Here is a 21,410-nt window from a genome sequence, read left to right on the forward strand (position 1 = left end):
ACGGGATTGATAATTTGAAGATTGTATCATAAGGTGATTTTACCTTAAATATTTAACAGGTTCTCCGGCAAGCTCTCCATGGAGAGCTTGGACAGGATGACAAATCTATATTTATGATACAAGCTCTTTTGCCTTTATTTTAAGACCGAAACAGTAATAAACGAGCTGTTATGCACATCATGATAAATTTTGTGCGTAGCTTTCTGGAAATCCTGCGGTTCTGCCTGATAGATATCCATAAATTTCTGCGGATTGCGGTCGGCTAAAGGGAACCATGAATTTTGAATCTGGATCATGATTTTATGGCCTTTTTTAAAGGTATGTGCTACATCTGGCAAAGGGTAATTTACTTTAGTGATGGCACCTGGAACAAAAGGCTCTGGTTTTTCGAAACTGTTGCGGTATTTACCACGCATAATTTCTCCGCGCACCAGCATTTCGTAACCACCCATAATCAGGTTTTTAGGGTTAGGCTCTGGGTTTGGTGCATCTTCAGGATAAACATCAATCAATTTAACTACATAATCGGCATCTGTACCAGTAGTAGAAACCACGAGATTGGCCAAAACAGGGCCGGTTAAGGTAATATCTTCTGTTAAAGCATCAGTCTGATAAGTTTTTACATCCGGACGGCGCGCAGCAAAACGCTGATCGTCGATCATATATTCGCGGGTACGCCTGGCCTGAATGCCATTCTGGTAAGGCACAGGGTTATTTGGATCGCTCACATATTCGTCCCAGCTATCAGTTCTGCCCACTTTTTCGAAACTGAGCTTCCCATTAGGTTGTAAATACAGGTTTTTGTTTTCCACCTCTTGTGGCGGCCATGTTTTGAACTTTTTCCATTCGTTACTTCCGGTTACAAAAATATTGGCTTCTGCTGCATTAAAATCACCTTCACCTTTTAAATAATGTTTAAAGAAAGGCAGTTCGTACTGCTGTTGGTAATCGATACTGGTGGTTTTTCCGAAAGGGATATCGCCAAAATAAGAACCATCACTACGTACCCAGCCGCCATGGAACCAAGGCCCTGCAACCAGGATATTGTTAGCACCAGGATTCTGTTTCTCAATTGCTTTGTAAGTATCAAAAGTTCCATAGGCATCTTCAGCATCGAAAAAGCCACCCACCACCATCACCGCAGGTTTTACGTTGGTTAAATGAGGGGTAATTAAACGTGCTTTCCAAAAGGTATCTAAATTTGGGTGTTTAAATAAATCGTTCCAGAATTTAATACTATCTGCAAAATATCGGTCTTTTAGGTTCTTAACCGATCCGGCTTCTAAATAAAAACGATAATTATCTTGAATGGGGAACTGAAAACCTTTAGGTCCTTTATCTGGTGTAATGGGTTTTGGCCTTGGCACGCCAAAACTGCCCATAAAGCTGAAAGCATCCATTAGGAATAATGTACCACGGTGGTGAAAATCATCACCCATAAACCAATCGGTAACCGGTGCCTGAGGAGAAACGGCTTTTAGCGCCGGGTGTGCATTTGGCAATGAGGTGGTAGAATAAAAACCAGGGTACGAAATGCCGTAAATGCCAGCATTGCCATTGTTGCCTTTCACGTTTTTAACCAACCAATCAATGGTGTCGTAGGTATCCGTACTTTCATCAATAGCTGTTTTAGATTTTTTCCCAGTTAATTGAGGGCGGATATCGGCAAAAGTACCCTCGCTCATCCATCTGCCCCTAACATCTTGATATACAAAAATAAATCCCTCACGCATCATCGCCGGAAAGTTCCCCAAACTCAGCTTATATTTATCTTCGCCATAAGGTGCAACAGTATAAGGCGTACGGTTGATTAAAAATGGATATTTTTTGGTTTGATTTTTGGGTATGTAAATGGAAGTGAAGAGTTTAACTCCGTCGCGCATGGGGATCTGGCGTTCTATTTTGGTGTAGTTTTCTCTAACATATGCCGAATCGGTTTGCTGGGCTATTAATTCATTAGAAATAAACAGACAAAATAAAAGACTGAAAATTCTTGTAAGGTTCATTTAAGCTAGTTTTTAGGAATAAAATTTAAATATAGTTGATTAACGATTGATTAAAAAAAATAGCTCGTAAAAGGTTTGTTAGTAAAGATGTGTTGATGCAAGATGGATGGATTTGAGATGTTTTTACCATTAAAATCCTCCCTTCGTCATCACTTTATCAAAATTTAGTTAAATATTGTTAAGGAATAATCTTTTAGGAATTTTCATCGTCATATAGATAATCGACATAAACACAAAATAATGAATAGGTTATTAAATAAAGGATTGGTTGTTTTCGCTGCAGCAGCGATGATTGCAACCTTGAGTATCGAAAGTGTTTCAGCACAACGACCAAGTAGGAGCGGCGGTGGTGGTGGTTCTTTCGGCGGTGGCAGATCGGGCTCAATTGGTTCATCAAGAGGTGGTGGTTCCATTTCCCGCCAGCCATCTATGAGCGCACCAAGCAGAGGCAGTTTTTCTCCAGGTATCCGTTCTGGCAGACCAAGTTATGGTTATAACAGGCCAGGGTATCGTCCAGGATATGGTAGGCCAGGTTATGGTTATCGCCCGGGTTATGGAAGAGCTTATTATTACAGGCCATATTATAGCTATTATAATTTTTACAGACCGTTTCTAGGTTTCAGAATTAGTGTATTGCCTTATGGCTATTATCCATTCTGGTATGGCCCAACCCAGTTTTATTATTCTGGCGGGTTATTCTATCAGCAAAACAACAGTCAATATGAAGTGGTAACTCCGCCAGTTGGTGCCGAGGTTCCGAATTTACCATCAGATGCAAACCTGGTTACCATTAATGGTGTTGATTATTACGAATACAAAGGCGTTTATTATACCCAAAAAGAAAATGCTGATGGTAAAACTGTATACGTGGTTGCCGGAAAAGATGGAATTTTAAATACAACAGATGGACCGGTTGATACGCACAATATAGGTGATGTTATTAATCAACTGCCAGAAGAATGCAGAGAGGTAACCATTAAAAACGAAAAGTATTTTGTTTCGCCAGATGATGTTTATTATGAAGAAATAGTAGACGGAACAAATATTACTTACCGCGTAATTGGTAAGTTGTTTTAATATTAATTTTTATCGGTGTCAGGTGGTAACATCTGACACCATTTATAATTCCAGTAAACAATACAGTTGGATGGTAACATCCAACTGTATTGTTTAATATCTATAAGAAAGAGCCTATCTTCTTAATGTTCTCAATCTCTTAATGATAGACTTTTTGCAGCAAAAAATCCATATTTTTACGGTCTAAACATTTCGATTTGAAACCTGTATCGCAGCTCTTCTTTGTTTATTCGGTTCTTGCCATTGTCCTATCATCTTGTTCTGCAACAAAATATGCTGTGGTTAAGCAAAATGAAACCAGCATTTCGTCTGTAAAGTTTCTGGATGAATACATTATGCCCTTAAATCCAATTTTCCAAAATACGGTTGTTGGTGGTTTGTCGGGGATTGATTATGATGCAAAACAGAACCAGTATTATATGATCAGTGATGATCCATCACAGCATAGTCCGGCAAGAATTTATACTGCGCAGATTGATATTAGAGAAAATAAGATAGATACCGTTCGTGTAACTGGTGTTACTTATATGCTGCAGGAAAATGGGAAACAATACCCACAATATGGTATTGATAAAAGTGTAAAGCCTGATGGCGAATCGGTTCGCTATAATCCGTTAACCAAACAATTACTCTGGAGCAGTGAGGGGGAAAGGTTATTTAGGAAGGGAGATACTACGATTGTTCAGCCTGGTTTAACTTTTATTTCTACGGAAGGAAAATTTTTGGATACCATTCCAATGCCAAAAGGGTTTTACTTTACAAAAACTGAAAGTGGGCCACGTAAAAATGCTTTATTTGAAGGTTTAACCTATGCAGATCAGTACAAAACATTGTATGCCAGCTTAGAAGAACCACTTTACCAAGATGGCCCCCAGGCTGCTTTTGAATATGATAAAGCCTTAACGCGGATTTTAAAGTTTGATATAGCTACTAAAAAGAATATTGGCCAATATGCTTATAATCTTGATGCTATGCCTGTTAAGCCTACCGTAGAAAACGATTGGAATGTAAATGGGATTTCCGAAATACTCGCCATTAACAATCATACACTTTTGGTAATGGAAAGGGCCTGGGCCAAAGGCCACGACGATCATACCTTTATAAAACTTTACCTGGTTGACCTGAATGGTGCAGAAAATGAAATTAATAATGCATCGTTCCTTAAAAACCCGCCAAGGCCATTAACCAAAAAATTGCTTTTCGATTTTGATTCCTTAAACAGGCATATTGATAATTTTGAAGGTGTAACTTTTGGGCCAAAATTGCCAAATGGACACTATTCGCTAATTTTTTGTGTAGATAATAATTTCGGGAAATTTCAGGTACAACAATTTTTCTTATTTGAGATTATTCCATAAGGATCATTCCTGTTAAAAATTATAATGAATAAAATAAAAGCATTACTGTTTGATTTAGATGGTACATTAATTGACTCTGAAAAGTTTCATTTCGATTGTTGGAATAAGTTTTTGTGTGCATACGAGGTAACGCTTGATTTTAAGGATTGGTTAACAAATTACGCTGGAATCCCCCTGCCTAAAAATGCAAAGACTATAATAGACAGATATAAAATTAAGGAAGATTTAGACGGTTTTATCAGCAGAAGAGAAAAAATAACTTTTGATGGTTTTAGGACAACAGATATTCAGTTAATGCCCTTTGCATTAGAGTTTATTAAGTTTGCATACGAAAAAGAGCTTACACTGGCTGTGGTTACCGCTAGTCCTAAAATTGATGTTGAAGCCGTTTTTGAGCGTAATGGTTTGGCTAAGTATTTCAGTTTATTTATTACCAGAACCGATGTAAGTAAATCTAAGCCCGATCCAGAAAGTTACAATCTTTGTGTAGAGCGGTTAGGTCTTGAAAAAGATGAATGCCTTGTTTTTGAAGATACTTTAAACGGAGTTAAATCTGCTCTGGCTGCAGGCATAACCTGTTACGCCATTCAAAGCAATGTAAGGGCACATCAAAAACTAAAAATAGCAGACGAATTATTCCTCAGCTTTGCGAATGCCAAAGAATTTATGCTGCAAAGGGCATTAATATAGTCGCTTATTCTTTAAAGTAAGTATTCGTTTTTAATCAAATCACCGCTTTATTGGATACCGTTTAATGCATGTCAAAACCCATGCAAATCATAAACCCGGTTAATTCTAGGGCAATATAATCTGGTATAGCTATAAATAGCTATACGCAAAAAGGCTGTTTACAGCTATATATTAACATTCTTATTGGCTGTAATTTAGATTTTAAATTAATTTATGCTCTGGCAAGCCAAAACCGCAGATTTAAACGGGTTAAGAGGTTGCCAATTAGCAAATGTTAAAACAGGTTTTACAGCTAACTAAGCTTCCCATTAACAGTAGCATTAAGTGTAAAATTATTTAAGAGATGCGTTTTTTACCGCTAATAGGTTTTCTATGTGCTAATTTTTATTATCAATCTATTTATACAACAATTAAAAAAAATGAAAAAACACTTACAGCTTACCGCATTATTTATTCTTGTAGCATTAACCGGAATGGCCCAGTCTAAATCTGGCTCATTTAGTAAAGGCGATAACCTCTTTAACATCGGAGTAGGTATTGGTAGCCCATTTTTTGGTTCGGGTTATACCTCATCGTTACCTGTCAATCCATCAATTAGTTACGAAAGGGGAGTTTCTGATGCGATCAGTGTAGGCGGCCAGTTATCGTATGCAAGTTCTAAATACGAAGGCTTTAATAATAGTTATAGTTTTAAGCAAAATGCGATTTACATAGGTGCAAGAGGCTCTTATCATTTTAATGAACTTCTTAATGTTGATCCTAAATTTGACCTTTATGGTGGCGCAAGCCTTGGTTATGTTACCGTTAGTGTAAGTGATAATCAAGGATCTTATGAGGGGACAGCAAGTGGCATGGGCTTTGGTTTGTATGCAGGAGGTAAATATTATTTAAAATCAAGTACCGCCCTATATGCCGAATTAGGCTATCAAAGTCTCTCGTTTTTAAACGTCGGAATTGCTTTTAAATTTTAAAGACGGAAGCTTTCGTCTTTAAACATTAAAGTGGGTACCAGATTGCGATTTTTTTTAAAAAAATTGCGGAAGAAGTAAAGGCAGAACTAGAAATTGAGTTTGTTAGTTGAGTTAATGTGATGGCTGGTAGCAATACCAGCCATTTTTATTGGCAATGCTCTTGTTTAACCAGAAAGAAATGTTCCTCTGTGAAAAGAATTTATGTTGCAAAAGGAATTGATTTAGTTCTTGGAAATTACCTAGCTTAGTATAAAGCAATAGAACTTTGTATGGTAAAAAAAGGATTATGGATTTTATTTGCAACCTTCGCATTGCTGATTGGGCTCTACCCAATGATTTATTTTTTGATGGATAGGAAATTTGGATTATTAAATTCAAAGTCGGTTGAGTTGTTGACCAATACTTTCTGGAACATTGGTTTTTATATGCATATCATTTTCGGAGGAGTCGCTTTATTGATCGGTTGGACACAATTTAGTCCGAAAATGAGAAATAGGCGTATGGCACTTCACCGAAAACTGGGCAAAGTTTATGTGGTCGCTGTACTGCTTAGCGCATTAGCGGGTATTTATATTGGCTTTTTTGCAACAGGTGGGTGGATTTCTTCAACAGGCTTTATATGCTTAGGCATCATTTGGTTTTACACTACCTTAAAGGCTTATTTATATATTAAACGCGGAGCAGTTGAACAACATCAAAAAATGATGGTTTATAGTTATGCAGCTTGTTTTGCTGCTGTAACATTAAGGATTTGGCTGCCAATTTTGACAATGGTTTATGGCGATTTTTCAAAAGCCTACCTGGTTGTTGCCTGGTTATGCTGGATTCCAAATTTGATTGTTGCCTATTTGTTAACAAGAAAAACAACTAATATTGATTCAGTTGTTCATTAGTCAATAGTTCATTTGTAACTGGTTCATGGCTGATAGTATAATTGGTTAATTAACGCACAACGGCAAAGACTTAGCCCAACTTAGCTATTTGTTTATTGCGCCGAACCAAATATTTTATAGTCTTAAAGTAAAATGTTTTTATGCTCAGCAATTTATCGATATTTTAACTTTATGGGATTATCCTGTTTGGCCTTAGTAATGACACATTGTTTATAGCTATGAACTAATAAGCTATATACCGATGGCTATGATTGCAAGACTATTACCCAATCGACTTTCAGCTTTCCGCCTTTTTTCCCTACATTTGGCTAATCAAAATTCTCATAAAATTATGCAATACGATGTCGTTGTTATCGGTTCAGGGCCGGGCGGTTATGTAGGCGCAATCCGTTGTGCTCAGTTAGGTTTAAAAACTGCAGTTGTTGAAAAATATAAAACTTTTGGAGGTACTTGCTTAAACGTAGGTTGTATCCCATCTAAAGCTTTATTAGATTCTTCAGAGCATTTTCACAACGCTGCTCACACATTCACTACCCATGGTATCAACTTAAAAGATTTAAAGGTTGATATGAAACAAATGATTGCCCGTAAAGACGATGTTGTTGCTCAAAACACTGCCGGTATCACTTATTTGTTCAAGAAAAATAAAATCGATTCTTTCGAAGGTGTTGGTTCTTTTGTTGATAAAAACACCATTCTGGTAACTAAAGCCGATGGCTCTACAGAGACGTTGTCAGCTAAAAATGTAATCATTGCTACAGGTTCTAAACCAACAGCTTTACCATTTTTACCAATCGATAAAAAACGCATTATCACCTCAACTGAGGCTTTAAATATTAAAGAAGTACCAAAAACGATGGTCGTAATCGGCGGTGGTGTAATTGGTTTAGAGTTAGGTTCGGTATATGCCCGTTTGGGTACAAAAGTTTCTGTTGTTGAGTTTTTACCATCTATCATCAGTACTATGGATGCTGGTTTGGGTAAAGAACTGCAGCGTGTGTTAAAGAAAACTTTGGGCATGGAGTTTTACATGGGCCACAAAGTTACCGGTGCTACCACTAAAGGTAAAACCGTAACTGTTACGGCCGAAACACCTAAAGGCGAATCCATTTCTTTAGAAGCCGATTATTGTATCGTTGCTGTTGGCCGTACGGCTTATAGCGAAGGTTTAGGTTTAGATAAAATCGGTATCACTGTTGAAGAAAGAGGTAAAAAAATTCCGGTTAATGAGCATTTAGAAACTTCTGTTAAAGGTGTTTACGCTATTGGTGATGTAATTACCGGTGCGATGTTGGCACACAAAGCGGAAGATGAAGGTACATATGTTGCTGAAACAATTGCAGGTCAGAAACCACATATCAATTATAACTTAATTCCTGGAGTGGTTTATACTTGGCCAGAGGTTGCCTCTGTAGGCTTAACCGAAGAGCAGTTAAAAGAAAAAGGTGTTAAATATAAAGCAGGTTCATTCCCTTTCAAAGCCAGTGGGCGCGCGAAAGCGAGTATGGATACCGATGGTTTCATTAAAGTTTTGGCCGATGCCGCAACAGATGAAGTTTTAGGTGTACACATGATTGGCCCACGTGCTGCAGATATGATTGCCGAGGCGGTTATTGCAATGGAATTCCGTGCCTCAGCTGAGGATATTGCACGTACCTGCCATGCGCATCCAACCTATACCGAAGCCTTAAAAGAAGCTGCACTTGCTGCAACTGATAACAGAGCAATACACATTTAATTCTTCGGTTGGTGAATGCACCAGTCAATAGAAAATATTTTGAAGCCGGTAAGCAATTAGCGGCTTTTTTGTTGTTAACCCTATCTGGTTTTAAAAAACGGATGGGGCTTTAATTTGATTTGTTTTTTTGTTCGCTTTTTGTGAAGCTAATTATTGACATGAAGTCCTGCTTCGTGTAAAATTTGTATACAAAATCAGTCTTACTTGTAGTCTATCAGCTTACACATTTATTTTCGTGTAAAATTAACTATCTGGGTGTTTTGTAATTATTATGTTACCCTATATTTGACACAGTCGTCCCACTTATATTATTGTTAAAGCAAACCATATCAGTATGATGGGAAACTTCTGTTGAACCAATTCAAAAAAAAACAAAAAGTAATTGGTAATATCTTCTTTAATGCTAAAGCTGGTCTTTGACATTAAATCTCTCACATTTACGGTTAAACGATGCAACCTAAACAGGATTGTAAGATCCATTATGTGGTTCAAAAAAAGCCAGAAGTAATTGGCAATAACCGAGTGCGCTTAAAATAACCCCAAATTATATTAATTATCAACTTTTACTAACTAATTATTCTACAAACATGAAAAAAGTATCAATTAAGAATTTGTTTTATTTCGTTGCCACCATGGGTGCCGCATTTGTAATGACCACTACAGGATGTAAAAAAAATGAAAAATCAATGGCCGATTCCGAGATCAATACTGCAGCGCTGGGCGATGTATCTTTGGATAAGGTAATTAAAGACCTGAAAACAATCAGGGCGATAGGTTTTGATCCCATCAGTGCTAAAATAGTGGCCGATGGGTACATTGTTGAAGGTGATGTACACCTAAGCAGAAAAAGCCTGGATGGTTTTGGTACACAGCCAGCACGCCAGGAGCAGTACTCCACCCAGTATAAAATTGCTACATCGGGTGTAAGAACAATTAATCTGGCGCTTACCAATTCGGGCAGTGCCGGCAATTTGAACACTGCTTTTGATAATACAGTGAAAGACCTAAACAACCTAAAACTACCTTCATTAAAATTTGTAAGGGTTACCGATGTCACTAAAGCCGATATCACTGTTGCTTTTAAAGATCTGGGCGGAGCCGATGCAAGCGGTAATGTAACCTTAGGGCAGGATGGATCGTTTGTAAATCCTGATGGAAACCCGGGTAGCGATATTTCTTTAAACAGTAACCCTGATGCAGGTATTGCATCAGCCAGTGTATCATTTCTTCAAAGCGTATTAGACCATGAATTTGGTCACGCAATTGGTTTGAGACATACTGATTACCGCGATAGATTATACGGCCAGTTGAAATCATCAAATGGTTCTAATCCAAGCGCAGCTACTCAAGATGCTACACTTACCAGTTTGACAAAACAATTAGTTGATGATCAATATGGTGCCGGTACCTGGAACAGGCAATCGGCTAGTTCGAAAGCTTCATTAAAAGCGCAGGTTTTTGCTGCATATTTTGATGAAGGTGATGGTTCAAGCTCAGATTACTCGTTGGCTACACATATTTATGGTACCCCACTTACGCCTACCTATACTAACAATACCTGGACTACCGCAACAGATCCGCTTTCTATTATGATTTCATTTGCCAACAGCAGCAACCTTACTTATAGTGCGTATGATAATATCGCCTTATTGGGTTTATATGGCAGTGCCAATCAGCAAGCATTGATCAAAAGTTACCTTACTTCAACAGGAACTGTAACATCGGCAGCTAATGCTAAAGGAATAACTACTGTAGCCCAGGTGGTAACAGCAGTTAAAGCAGCAATTTAAAGCAATTATTTTGCTTAACTAAAGGGGGTTACGGCCTATAAACCTAAATGGGTTTGTAGGCCGTTTTTTATAGAAAAACAAGTAAGCCTTGGTTTAAAACCTTTTAATATGCTTTATCTCTCGTGCTTTTAGGGGTATTCTATTTATTTGGACATGTCCCAAGCTGCGCAAGGGTCGGGCTATCCGTTTCAATCTTTTGTTATACTTTCGGCTGCGCTTAAGCCAACAACAAAAGGATTTACACTGCTATCCCTAATGCAAAAACCTAGTGCAGATAGAAATTGTTGGCTCTTTAATAATGACATTTCTTTTCTTGAACCCTTCAATTGAGTGAGGATCTGCATTGTTTGATCACAGGACTTTATTTATTTCCTTTATATTTTCTTAATAAAATGATAACAATTAGCGCCTAAAAAACAGCATTTTAGCAATTTATTTTTGCGGTTCAGATATTAAAACCATGAACTGTAAAAAACTATTTGGTGCAATTCTTATTGCGTCGTTGGCAATTGCTGCCTGCAAAAAAGATTCAACTGATGATCCGATTGTAGATCCTCCAATTGAAGCTATCGTTCCTGAAAAAATCGACAGTTTTAAAGAAACTACCTCTATTGATTTAGGTGGAGAATTCGCTTCAGAGATTTCTGCATACGATCCCTTAACGAAAAGATTATTTGTAGTGAGTAATGATGGGGGAACCAAAGTTGATGTAGTAGATATGAGCAAGTATCCAACTGTTACAAAATTGCAAACCTTAACCTTTGCAGTCAACGCTGGTATTAATAGCGTAGCAGTTAGTAACGGTTTATTGGCAATTGCTTTAGATGGAGCTGATAAGCAAGGCAATGGTGATGTTTTCGTGCTTAAAACGTCAGATTTATCAGAAGTTAAAAAAATTACAGTAGGTGCCATGCCAGATATGGTAACTTTTAGTCCAGATGGCAACTACATTTTATCTGCCAACGAAGGTGAACCGAACCTGGCTTATACGGTTGATCCTAAAGGCACTATTTCTATTATTAATATCAAAGATAATTATTCGGTAAAAACGCTTGATTTCTCGGCCTTTGAACCACAAAAAGCTACATTACTGGCTGGTGGTTTCAGGATTTATGGTTATAATGCGAGTTTTGCCCAGGATATTGAGCCAGAATACATTGCGGTAAGCAGCGATTCTAAGAAAGCTTATGTTACCTTACAGGAAAACAACGGCGTTGCTGAAGTTGATATCTTAGCAGGAACCATTACGAAGATTATTCCATTAGGCACAAGAGATATTAGCCTGGCTGAAAATGCTTTCGATGTTAGTGATAAAGATGGTAAAAAAGTTTTGGGTACATGGCCAATAAAAGCTTATTACCTGCCAGATGCAATCTCTTATTTTACTACTAATGGTACGGCCTATCTGGCGCTGGCAAATGAAGGCGATACCCGCCAGGACTATACACCAAAAGAAGCGAAAGAAGAAGTACGCGTAAAAGATCTGATGTTAGATCCGGCTAAGTTTCCTAATGCTGCAACCCTGCAGTTAGATGCGAATTTGGGAAGGCTTACTGTAACCAATACAGCTGGTTTTACTATGGTTGGTACAAACAAAGTGTATCAGGAATTATTTTCAACCGGAGGAAGATCTGTGAGTATTCTTAATGCAAATACGGGAGCTTTGGTAACCAACATCGGTAAAGACCTTGAGCAACACGTAATTGATGCCGGTAAATACGATGATGATCGCTCAGATAATAAAGGCGTAGAAGTAGAAAGTGTAACTGTTGCACAAGTAAACGGACAAACCCTGGCTTTTATTGGTCTGGAACGTGCAGATGCAATCGCCATTTATGATGTGACCAATCCAGCGGCACCAAAATTTGTTCAGTTATGCTCTACAGGCGATGCGCCTGAGGGTTTAATGTTTGTTAAACCAAAAGATAGTCCGAATGGCAGAAGTTTATTAATTGTTTCAAATGAAGGAGATGGTACCGTTCGGTTCTATCAGCCCGATAAAATATAAACGCTATCCCTTATTAATTATTATGTTTTAGCCCCGATGTAAAATCGGGGTTTTTGTTTTTTAGAGTTGTCAATTTTAATAGGCCTTTCGCTGTTAAGGTGCCAACTTTTCGCTTATAATTCATTTCTATAAACGAAGAATAAAAACTAAGCACTATATTGCAAACAAAATAAAACTTTAGGGGTGCCTTCAAATAAGTTGGCTGAGAATATACCCATTTTATAGGTGAAAGATAAAAGGTAAAAGGCGGAAGGTTAAAAACCCTATGCACTATGCCTCAAATCCCATACCCTATAAATGAACCTGATCCGGATCATGCCGGCGTAGGAAATTAGTTTGTCTGCAAAAAATGCGTAAAAATGCATGCTGCATTTGAAGACTCCTGAAGTTGTACAACAAAATGAAGTCTTTAGCAATGAATTATATTAATGTATTAACAATAGCCGGCTCGGATAGTGGCGGTGGTGCAGGCATTCAGGCCGATTTAAAAACCTTTTCTGCCTTGGGCTGTTTTGGTACATCGGTAATTACAGCGGTAACGGCGCAGAATACAATGGGAGTGCGCTCAGTGCACGGCATCCCAGCCGAAATAATTAAAGATCAGTTACAAGCGGTATTGGATGATATAGCGCCAGTAGCCATTAAAATCGGAATGATTAACCTGGCAGAAGTGGTTGGTATAATTGAAACAGAACTTAAGAATTACCTGCCGAAAGTACCTGTTATTTTAGATCCCGTTATGATAGCTACCAGTGGTCATAAATTGATAGCACCTGATACTGTTGAGCAATTAATTAACAAATTGTTTCCATTAGTAAGCTTGGTTACTCCGAATATTGATGAAGCGGTTATCCTTGCCGAACAACCCATTCATAACCTCGATGATATGATTGGTGCGGGTAAGAAAATTATTGAAAAAGGGGCAAAAGCTGTTCTGGTTAAAGGAGGGCATTTAATAGGTCCGGTAATTTATGATGTTTTAATTTGCGGAAGCGATGCTCCCGTTATACTCGAAAGTACTTTTATTGCTTCTAAAAATCTACATGGAACGGGCTGTACACTTTCATCAGCTATAGCCGCAGAAATGGCTAAAGGCAAAACGTTGCTGGCTGCAATTAAAAATGCAAAAAACTACATTAGTCAGGCCTTGCAAGCAGGTAGTGAAGTAAAAACAGGTGAAGGTAATGGACCGCTAAACCACTTTTTTGAACCTTTAAAATTAATTATTCAATGAAGTGGAGCGACGATGCCTGGGAAAGGGTTAAACCCATCTATAACAAAATTTTAACCATGCCTTTTAACCTGGAGCTAAGTGATGGTACTTTGCCAAAGGAAAAATTTATTTTCTACCTGGCACAGGATGCCTATTACTTATTGGAATTTGGAAGAACCTTAAGCACCATTAGTGGCCGTATGCAAGATGCAGATTTGGTGATGGCTTTTGCCGGATTTTCTACAGGTGCCATTTTTGCCGAGCGTAGTCTGCACGAAAGTTATTTTGTAGAATTTGGTTTAGCAAACGAAGTGCAACCTACTCCATCTACACTTTTGTATACCAATTATATTCTTAGCCAGGCTGCGTACGCCAATGTAGAAATAGCAGTAGCAGCCGTTTTGCCATGCTTTTGGATCTATAAGGCAGTTGGCGACCATATTTTTGCACAACAGACCGACAATCAAAATCCCTATAAAAGATGGATCGATATGTATGCAGGCGTTGAATTTGCTACAGCAGTAGAAAAAGCGATTGATATCGCCGATCAACTGGCCGCGCAGGCTAATGCAGCAACTCAACAAAAAATGCTGGCTGTTTTTGAAATGGCAACCCGTTTAGAATGGATGTTTTGGGACAGTGCTTATGAACTCGAAAAATGGAAAATCTAAGATTTTAGCCCCATGAGGTATAAATACTTTAATAAAATGTTAAAAATTTGTGGGTATTTCCAATAGATTTAAAGAACTTTGCAGTTCATTGTATAATTTAAAACATCACTTTGGAAGAAAGCACGCAAGAACAGGAAATTTTAAGTAAACAAGAAGATAAACCTGTATTAGCGCAAAGCTCTCCGAAACAAGTACGATTTGCCATATCTGCCTTTTACTTTATGCAAGGGGTGTGTTTTGCAAGTTGGGCCAGTAGGATTCCGACTTTTAAAGCGTCAATGGGCCTAAACGATGCCGAACTAGGCTCTATTCTTTTTGCGCTACCTGCAGGACAGATTATTACGATGTTTTTTTCTGCAAAACTGACCACTCATTTTGGGAGCAAAAAAATGCTTCGGGCAACTGCACCGCTTTATGCTATTGCATTAACTTTTTTGGCCCTGGCTACCACTGGTTGGCAGTTGGCAGCCTTTTTGGTGCTGTTTGGTATAACGGGTAATCTTTGCAATATTGCTTTAAATACCCAGGGGGTTGCAGGCGAAAATTATTATGGCAAACCCATTATGAGTTCTTTCCACGGGGCCTGGAGTATTGGTAATTTAACCGGGGCTTTAATTGCTTTAGGTTTGGTGAATTTAAAATTGGGGATGTACACCCACTTCTGGATCATTGCCTTAATATCGCTAACAAATGTAGTGCTTAGCTCGAAAAAATTGTTAGACCATAATAATAGGCCCGATGTTTCTGTTGAGAAAACAAAATTTTTTACTATGCCACAGGGCATTTTGGTTTTGTTGGGTATTATTGCTTTTTGCAGTATGGCTACAGAAGGAACGATGTTCGATTGGAGTGCTATTTATTTCGAAGATGTGGTGAAATTACCACATAATAAGGCGATTATTGGTTATGCATCGTTCATGTTTATGATGGCGAGTGGCAGGTTTTTAGGGGTGTTTTTAATCGGTAAATTCGGACGGAAAAATCTTTTGCAAATTAGTGGTGCCATTATATCGATAGGTATGGCGCTTGCCGTAATATTCCCGGAAATTGTTGTCGCCATTTTTGGCTTTATGCTTATTGGTTTCGGCGTTTCGAGTATTGTGCCAATGGTATATAGCATCGCTGGTAACAATAAAAAAGTGCCGGCTGGTAAAGCTATAACCATGGTTTCGAGTATTGGTTATTTCGCATTTCTGTTTGGCCCGCCGTTAATCGGTTATGTTTCGCAACTATCTAGCCTGCGTTATTCTTTCGGTATCATTTCCGTTTTTGGTTTGCTGATTACTTTTTTGGTCACGAAAATTAAGACTATAAATTAGGATTTCATTTCTTGAAAAAATATATGGATTATTTGGAGCGCCGTACCTGTACATAAAAGAGGGTTCCTTCCCGTTTTTCGCTTGTGTGCTTCCTCGTTCCTCGTTGCTGCAGGATACCGCTTCAACCGGGGCTAAAGTGACACGGCAGTTTTTTATTTGATCGGTGCATGTGCACAAACCCCTGTTTCTAAACCCGATTGCAATGTAAAGCCCGCAGCATAGCGAGGACTTGAAATGAAAAGCGGGACTGAAGCTGCCCAAGAACTACCTAACGTCCATTTCCAGGTTTTAAAAAAGCATTATCAACTGACGTCCAATTAACGCCTATAATTGTGTTCTACTCTTTCTTCACCAAACCGTGTTCTTTTAAGGCTGCAACCGCGAGCTCGATCAACCTTAAATTTTCTTCCAGATGCCCGTGCTGCACTTCTACATTGATATAAGGAATATTATTTTGCAGGGCATAAACCGAAAGAGAACCATCATTGGAGACAAATTTAGATTGAAGAATGACATTCACATTGGCCTTTTTTAAACTGCTGAATAATCTCGGCTCGGTTACGTAAATAAGATCGTCTCCATCCATTTGGAAGTTAATGTAAACCGAATCGGCGGTGCTGGCTAAATCATAACCTGGTAAATAAGATGAAATACCAAAGCCACCATCGGCATTGTTATGAAGGGTTAAAAAATAACCCGTAGCTTTTGGATCATAAAAATCGACAATTTGCTTTCCTGCGTTTAAAATGGCTTTTTCAACTTCGTTAGAGCTGAACTGATTTTTTTTTAACCTTGTATTTACACCTACTTCGGTATAAATAGCATTTGGATCTATCCGATATTGATCATCCATATAGGTGAAATAATAATCCCTCACTGCTCCATACTGACTGTCAATCAGTTCGCCACCGTACCAGCGGATATAATCAAAACCAGCCTTTACGCCAGTGTCTTCATTATCATGTACCACTAAAAACTTTACGCCATTGGGTTTATAGCTGTATTTTACTAAGGTGATATCCAAATTACAAAGTTTAACGAAACTTGAGTCGCTACGCATTGCTGCAAAAACAGGTGGATGTTGAGCTTTTACAAGGAGTGTAGAACAGATTAGGAACAGGCTAAGAATGATTTTGAACATAATGCCTAATATACAATGTTGCGCCACCATTTGTTTGGAGACAATATTGTATAATTATCTGGGCAGTGAAGTAGGGCTGCCTCTTTTCGGTGAAATGACATAGAATGGTCCATGGGGAAACGAGCCATGTTAGCGTTCCGTTCGAAACTCCACAAAAAAGCCCCGATTTGGGGTCGGGGCTAAATTGATTGTTAATCTGGATGTTGATTAATGTCCGTGATCTAAATCGTATTCATTCACATCTTTATGATCATATGGTTCAACCATTAACTCGTCGATAGTTTTTCCTTTTTTATTGAAGCCAAGGCGCTCTAACATCCTATCGAATATTAAGTATACCACCGGTACTACAATTAAAGTTAAAAACAATGAACTGGTTAATCCACCTACAATAACCCATGCCAAACCATTTTTCCATTCGGCACCTGCCCCGCTTGCCAATGCAATTGGAAGCATACCAAATACCATGGCGATAGTTGTCATTAAGATTGGTCGTAAACGTGCGTGGTTGGCCAGCACAAGTGCTTCTTTAGTCTCTTTACCTTCAGCCTTTAGGTGGTTGGTAAAATCGACCAGGATAATCGCATTTTTCGCTACCAGACCCATCAGCATAATTAAACCTAAAATGGTAAAGATACCGATTGAGTTATTGGTTAAAGCCAGGGCTAACAATGCTCCAATTACCGCCAGAGGCAGCGAGAACATTACTACCAGTGGATAGATAAAGCTATCGTAAAGCGCAACCATAATCAGGTAAACCAAAATGATAGAAGCCAATAAAGCGATACCTAAAGTACCAAAACCTTCACTCTGGTTCTCCTGATCACCCGCCCAGCTATAACTTACGCCAATTGGAGCTTTAAGCTTGCCATTTTTTTGCAGCTCTTCTAGTTTCGCCTGGAACTCTGCAACCACCGTTCCGGTTGGTCTACCGATTGACTGTGCCTTAACTGATACGGAAGTAGATTTATTTAAACGCTCTAACTGGCTCGGACCAGAACCTTCTGTAATGGTTGCAAATTGTGATAATTTGATCTGTGCACCAGCATTGTTTACAAAAATCAGGTTACGTACGTCATCAATATTCTGGCGGTTGAAGTTTTGATACTGGATATTAATATCGTACTCATACTCCCCTTTACGGTATTTACCATCAGTATTACCCGCAAAAGCAGTCTGCATGGTAGAACCTACAGTTTGCAAAGTTAGGCCAACTGCCGACATCTTATCGCGGTCTACCTGAACGTTAATTTCAGGCGTTCCTTTCTCTACCGATAATTTAATCTCTGTAGCACCCGGAATAGAAGCAAGTACCTTTTGTGCACCTTCTGCATATTTTAAAGCGCTATCCAAATCAGAACCCATTACCACCAGCTGGATCGGTGCGTTTTCTGCAATACCCAAAATACTGATTGGAACAGTTTTTACTTTTGCACCAATTAATTCTTTAGCCAGTGCACGGCTCATTTTGGTTGCGAAAATATCTGAAGAAACCCCTTTACGCTGATCGCGCTCAACAAGTTTAACGTTAATCTCCGATTTATATGCTGTAGCCTGTGTACCACCAAAGTCACCAGTTGATTGGCCTACAGTAGTAATTAACTGTGTAATTTCTGGTTGTTTATCTAAGAAAGCTTCAGCTTTTTGCGTTAAAAAGTTGGTTTGCTCTAAAGAAGCATCTTTAGGTAACTCCAACTGCACCAGGAACTCACCTTTATCTGATTTAGGGAAGAATTCAGAACCGATAAATCCGCCTACCAATAATCCACATGAGCTAAAGAACATCACCACAACAATAATTAATGTTAAGGCTTTGTGGTTTAACGACCATGTTAAAATGCTGGTAATCCAAAGGGTAAATTTCTTTAACTGTTTTTCGAACCAGAGAATGAAACGGCCAAATAAGTTTTTACCTTCAATACGTTCTAACTTACCAAAACGAGAGAAGATAAGCGGTACAATGGTAAATGACGCCACTAATGAAAGTAACGTTGCAATAATTACCACAATACAGAACTGGCGTAGGATGTTTGAAACTAAACCGGTACTTACCGCAATTGGGAAGAACACCACCACAATTACGAACGTAATGGATACTACTGTAAAACCAATTTCACGTGTTGCATCAGATGCTGCACGCACCTTGTTTTTACCCATCTCCATGTGTCGCTGGATATTTTCCAGTACCACAATCGCATCATCCACCAGGATACCTACCACGAGTGATAGCCCCAGTAGCGACATTAAGTTTAAGGTAAAGCCGAATAAGCTGATCCCGATAAAGGTTGCAATTAATGAAACCGGAATTGATACCATTACAATGATCGCGTTACGTAAACTGTGCAAGAAGAAAAGCATTACGAAAGCTACCAGGATAACCGCCAGAATTAAATCGTGGATTACCGCATCAGCAGATTCTAAAGTAAAGATTGAACTATCGTTTACAATTCTGATGTCGAGGTTATTAGCCTTGTATTCATCTTTAAGTTTAGCAATAATGGCGTGTACACCTTTACTTACTTCTACCGCATTTGCATCGCTTTGTTTAATAATCTGGATGGCGATAGATGCTTTACGATCGATACGTGCTAGTTTTTCAGTTTCTTTTTGCGAATCCTGAACGTCGGCAACGTCACCTAAACGGATCTGTGCACCATCTTTGGTAGTTGTTAAAACCAGGTTTCTTAATTCTTCCATACTTCTGTATTTACCCGATAAACGGATCAATACATCTTGGTTTTGGGTTTTAACACTTCCTGTAGGGAAATCTAGGTTAGAACTCAAAATTAATTGCTGCACTTGTGGAACTGAAAGGTTGTAACCTTGTAGTTTATCAGCAATTAACGAAACCTGAATTTCGCGTTCCGAACCACCAACTAAGTTAACCTGCGCAATACCATTTACCCTCGAAATTACAGGAGCAATACGTTTATCAATTAAATCGTAAAAGGTAATATCATCCATATTGGCAGATGCCGACATGGTGATAACCGGTAAATCGTCTAATGAGAATTTACTCAATGACGGGGTTTTAACATCTTCAGGTAATTGAGAAAGAATGGCGTTAACCTTTCTTTGTGCATCATTTAAGGAAATATCGATGTTTGCTGCATCAGTTAAGGTAATCGTAACTGTAGATAAACTCTCAAACGATACAGAGTTGATCTTCTTGATGTTTTCCATTGATGATACGGCATCCTCAATCTTTTTGGTTACGGTGTTTTCAACCTCGTTTGGTGAAGCACCAGGGTAGATGGTCGAAATAGATACTACGTTGTTAGAGAATTTTGGAAGTAATTCATAACCCAACGAAAAGTAACTTAGTAGCCCAAGCAAGGTAAGTGCGGTAAATACCACAATCACCAGCGAAGGCCTTTTTATAGATATGTCTGTTATCTTCATTTTAATTAGTATTGCGTTTTGCGATTGGCGTATCGCGTTTTTAAAGCCGAAAAATTCCTCTAACCTACTTTACGATACTAACGGCAGCGCCCTCAGTTAAGTTAATCTGTCCACTGGTGATTACAGTTTCACCTTCTTTTAAGCCATCAAGAATTTCAACATTATCTCCTAAAATACGGCCTGCTACAACGTTACGGGTTTTAGATGTGTTGTTAGATTTATCCAACACGAACACCTGATTGCTGCTCACACTTCCCACAAACGATGTACGCGGAATGAGGATGCTTGGTGCTTGTTTAGGAAACTTAAATATGGCAGTTCCGTACATACCGGCTTTTAAAGTGTTTTTGTGGCTATTCTCAACTTCAATTTCAATTGGGAAGTTTAGTGTTGCATCAGCTTTAGCAGCGATGAAAGTTATCTTTCCAGAGAAATTATCAGTTGGGAAAACTGAAGATTTGATCTCGATCTGATCGCCGATTTTTAGGTTGGCAACCTGCGATTCGTTCACGTTTACCTTCAATTTTAATTTAGAAACATCAACCAGTTCGAACAATTGAGTGCCTTGAGTATTTACGAAAGCACCAACTTCGATGTATCTTTTGTTCACAATACCGTTGATTGGCGATTTAATATTCGCATCACTTAATCTTCTTTGTGAAGCCTGTAAGCGAAGCTTTGCATTTCTTGTAGCCAGTTTAGCCTGGTCTAACTGCTGTTGGGTAACACCGCCAGTTTGAAAAGAGCTTTGGTATCTGGCCTCATCTTTTACTGCATTCTGGTAGTTAGCTTCTGCAGTTTCTCTATCTGTATTGATAATTTCAGCATCAACACGGGCTAAAACCTGTCCTTTGCTTACACGATCGCCTTCGTCAACATAAATAGCCGTAACACGACCTGCATTTTCTGATAAGAAGTTAAGTTCTTGTTTAGGAATAAAGTTTCCGTTTGCACTGAAATCTAAATTCACAGCTTTTCTCTCTACCTGAGCAACACGAACGGCAACAGCGCCACCACCTTTAGCAATGAAAGCAGTTTTTTCTTCGTTCTTCTTTTTATTGTTGCTTAAAACATAAGCTATTGCACCAAGGGCAACAACAACTACGATAATTATGGTAATTACTCTTTTCATT

The 21,410-nt window shown here is 38.6% G+C and carries 15 protein-coding genes and 1 riboswitch; of the genes, 11 read left to right on the top strand and 4 right to left on the bottom strand.

The window, feature by feature from the left end; all coding sequences use genetic code 11:
• Window positions 1–134: 134 nt before the first annotated feature.
• Window positions 135–2,006: a CocE/NonD family hydrolase gene (locus tag FHT21_RS19485; RefSeq protein WP_167296386.1), complete on the bottom strand. Its 1,872-nt coding sequence runs from the start codon at window positions 2,004–2,006 to the stop codon at window positions 135–137.
• Between the two features lie 240 nt (window positions 2,007–2,246).
• On the opposite strand from FHT21_RS19485, the gene FHT21_RS19490 reads away from it, so the two are divergent.
• From FHT21_RS19490 to FHT21_RS19540, 11 genes are all read left to right on the top strand, one after another.
• Window positions 2,247–3,083 carry a DUF6515 family protein gene (locus FHT21_RS19490; protein ID WP_167296387.1) on the top strand — a complete coding sequence of 279 codons (837 nt, stop codon included), beginning with the start codon at window positions 2,247–2,249 and terminating at the stop codon, window positions 3,081–3,083.
• Window positions 3,084–3,280: 197 nt separating this feature from the next.
• Window positions 3,281–4,441: an esterase-like activity of phytase family protein gene (locus FHT21_RS19495; RefSeq protein ID WP_167296388.1), complete on the top strand. Its 1,161-nt coding sequence runs from the start codon at window positions 3,281–3,283 to the stop codon at window positions 4,439–4,441.
• A 24-nt stretch (window positions 4,442–4,465) separates the two neighbouring features.
• Entirely contained in the window at window positions 4,466–5,131 is a 666-nt protein-coding gene (locus tag FHT21_RS19500; protein ID WP_167296389.1) for an HAD family phosphatase, read from the top strand.
• 419 nt (window positions 5,132–5,550) lie between these two features.
• The gene (locus FHT21_RS19505) at window positions 5,551–6,102 is read left to right on the top strand and encodes an outer membrane beta-barrel protein (RefSeq protein WP_167296390.1); all 552 of its coding nucleotides are present in this window, start codon (window positions 5,551–5,553) and stop codon (window positions 6,100–6,102) included.
• 347 nt (window positions 6,103–6,449) lie between these two features.
• Window positions 6,450–6,995, top strand: a complete 546-nt coding sequence (locus FHT21_RS19510) for a DUF2306 domain-containing protein (RefSeq protein ID WP_243854050.1) — start codon at window positions 6,450–6,452, stop codon at window positions 6,993–6,995.
• A 331-nt stretch (window positions 6,996–7,326) separates the two neighbouring features.
• Window positions 7,327–8,733, top strand: a complete 1,407-nt coding sequence (lpdA, locus tag FHT21_RS19515) for a dihydrolipoyl dehydrogenase (RefSeq protein WP_167296392.1) — start codon at window positions 7,327–7,329, stop codon at window positions 8,731–8,733.
• 587 nt (window positions 8,734–9,320) lie between these two features.
• A complete protein-coding gene (locus FHT21_RS19520) occupies window positions 9,321–10,523 on the top strand; it encodes a M57 family metalloprotease (protein ID WP_167296393.1) in 1,203 nt (400 codons plus the stop codon).
• 460 nt (window positions 10,524–10,983) lie between these two features.
• Window positions 10,984–12,531 (top strand): choice-of-anchor I family protein, encoded by a 1,548-nt coding sequence (locus FHT21_RS19525; RefSeq protein ID WP_167296394.1) that lies wholly within the window; start codon window positions 10,984–10,986, stop codon window positions 12,529–12,531.
• Between the two features lie 169 nt (window positions 12,532–12,700).
• Window positions 12,701–12,879: riboswitch (TPP riboswitch) on the top strand.
• A 67-nt stretch (window positions 12,880–12,946) separates the two neighbouring features.
• A complete protein-coding gene (gene thiD / locus FHT21_RS19530; RefSeq protein WP_167296395.1) occupies window positions 12,947–13,765 on the top strand; it encodes a bifunctional hydroxymethylpyrimidine kinase/phosphomethylpyrimidine kinase in 819 nt (272 codons plus the stop codon).
• The gene (locus tag FHT21_RS19535; protein ID WP_167296396.1) at window positions 13,762–14,415 is read left to right on the top strand and encodes a TenA family protein; all 654 of its coding nucleotides are present in this window, start codon (window positions 13,762–13,764) and stop codon (window positions 14,413–14,415) included. The genes thiD and FHT21_RS19535 overlap by 4 nt, the downstream gene beginning before the upstream one ends.
• Window positions 14,416–14,525: 110 nt before the next feature.
• Window positions 14,526–15,734 (top strand): MFS transporter, encoded by a 1,209-nt coding sequence (locus FHT21_RS19540; RefSeq protein ID WP_167296397.1) that lies wholly within the window; start codon window positions 14,526–14,528, stop codon window positions 15,732–15,734.
• A gap of 337 nt (window positions 15,735–16,071) precedes the next feature.
• Here the strand turns inward: FHT21_RS19540 and FHT21_RS19545 are convergent, their stop codons facing one another.
• The 3 genes from FHT21_RS19545 to FHT21_RS19555 all read right to left on the bottom strand — a co-directional run bounded on the left by FHT21_RS19545 (window position 16,072) and on the right by FHT21_RS19555 (window position 21,409).
• Complete coding sequence (locus FHT21_RS19545; RefSeq protein ID WP_243854051.1) at window positions 16,072–16,758, bottom strand: hypothetical protein; 687 nt, start codon at window positions 16,756–16,758, stop codon at window positions 16,072–16,074.
• Between the two features lie 324 nt (window positions 16,759–17,082).
• Complete coding sequence (locus FHT21_RS19550) at window positions 17,083–20,277, bottom strand: efflux RND transporter permease subunit (RefSeq protein ID WP_167296399.1); 3,195 nt, start codon at window positions 20,275–20,277, stop codon at window positions 17,083–17,085.
• A gap of 64 nt (window positions 20,278–20,341) precedes the next feature.
• Window positions 20,342–21,409, bottom strand: coding sequence for an efflux RND transporter periplasmic adaptor subunit (locus tag FHT21_RS19555; protein ID WP_167296400.1), 1,068 nt, complete (start codon window positions 21,407–21,409; stop codon window positions 20,342–20,344).
• Between the last annotated feature and the right edge of the window lies 1 nt (window position 21,410).

This window comes from Pedobacter sp. SG908 (assembly GCF_011759615.1).
In the GTDB taxonomy this organism is placed as follows: domain Bacteria; phylum Bacteroidota; class Bacteroidia; order Sphingobacteriales; family Sphingobacteriaceae; genus Pedobacter; species Pedobacter riviphilus.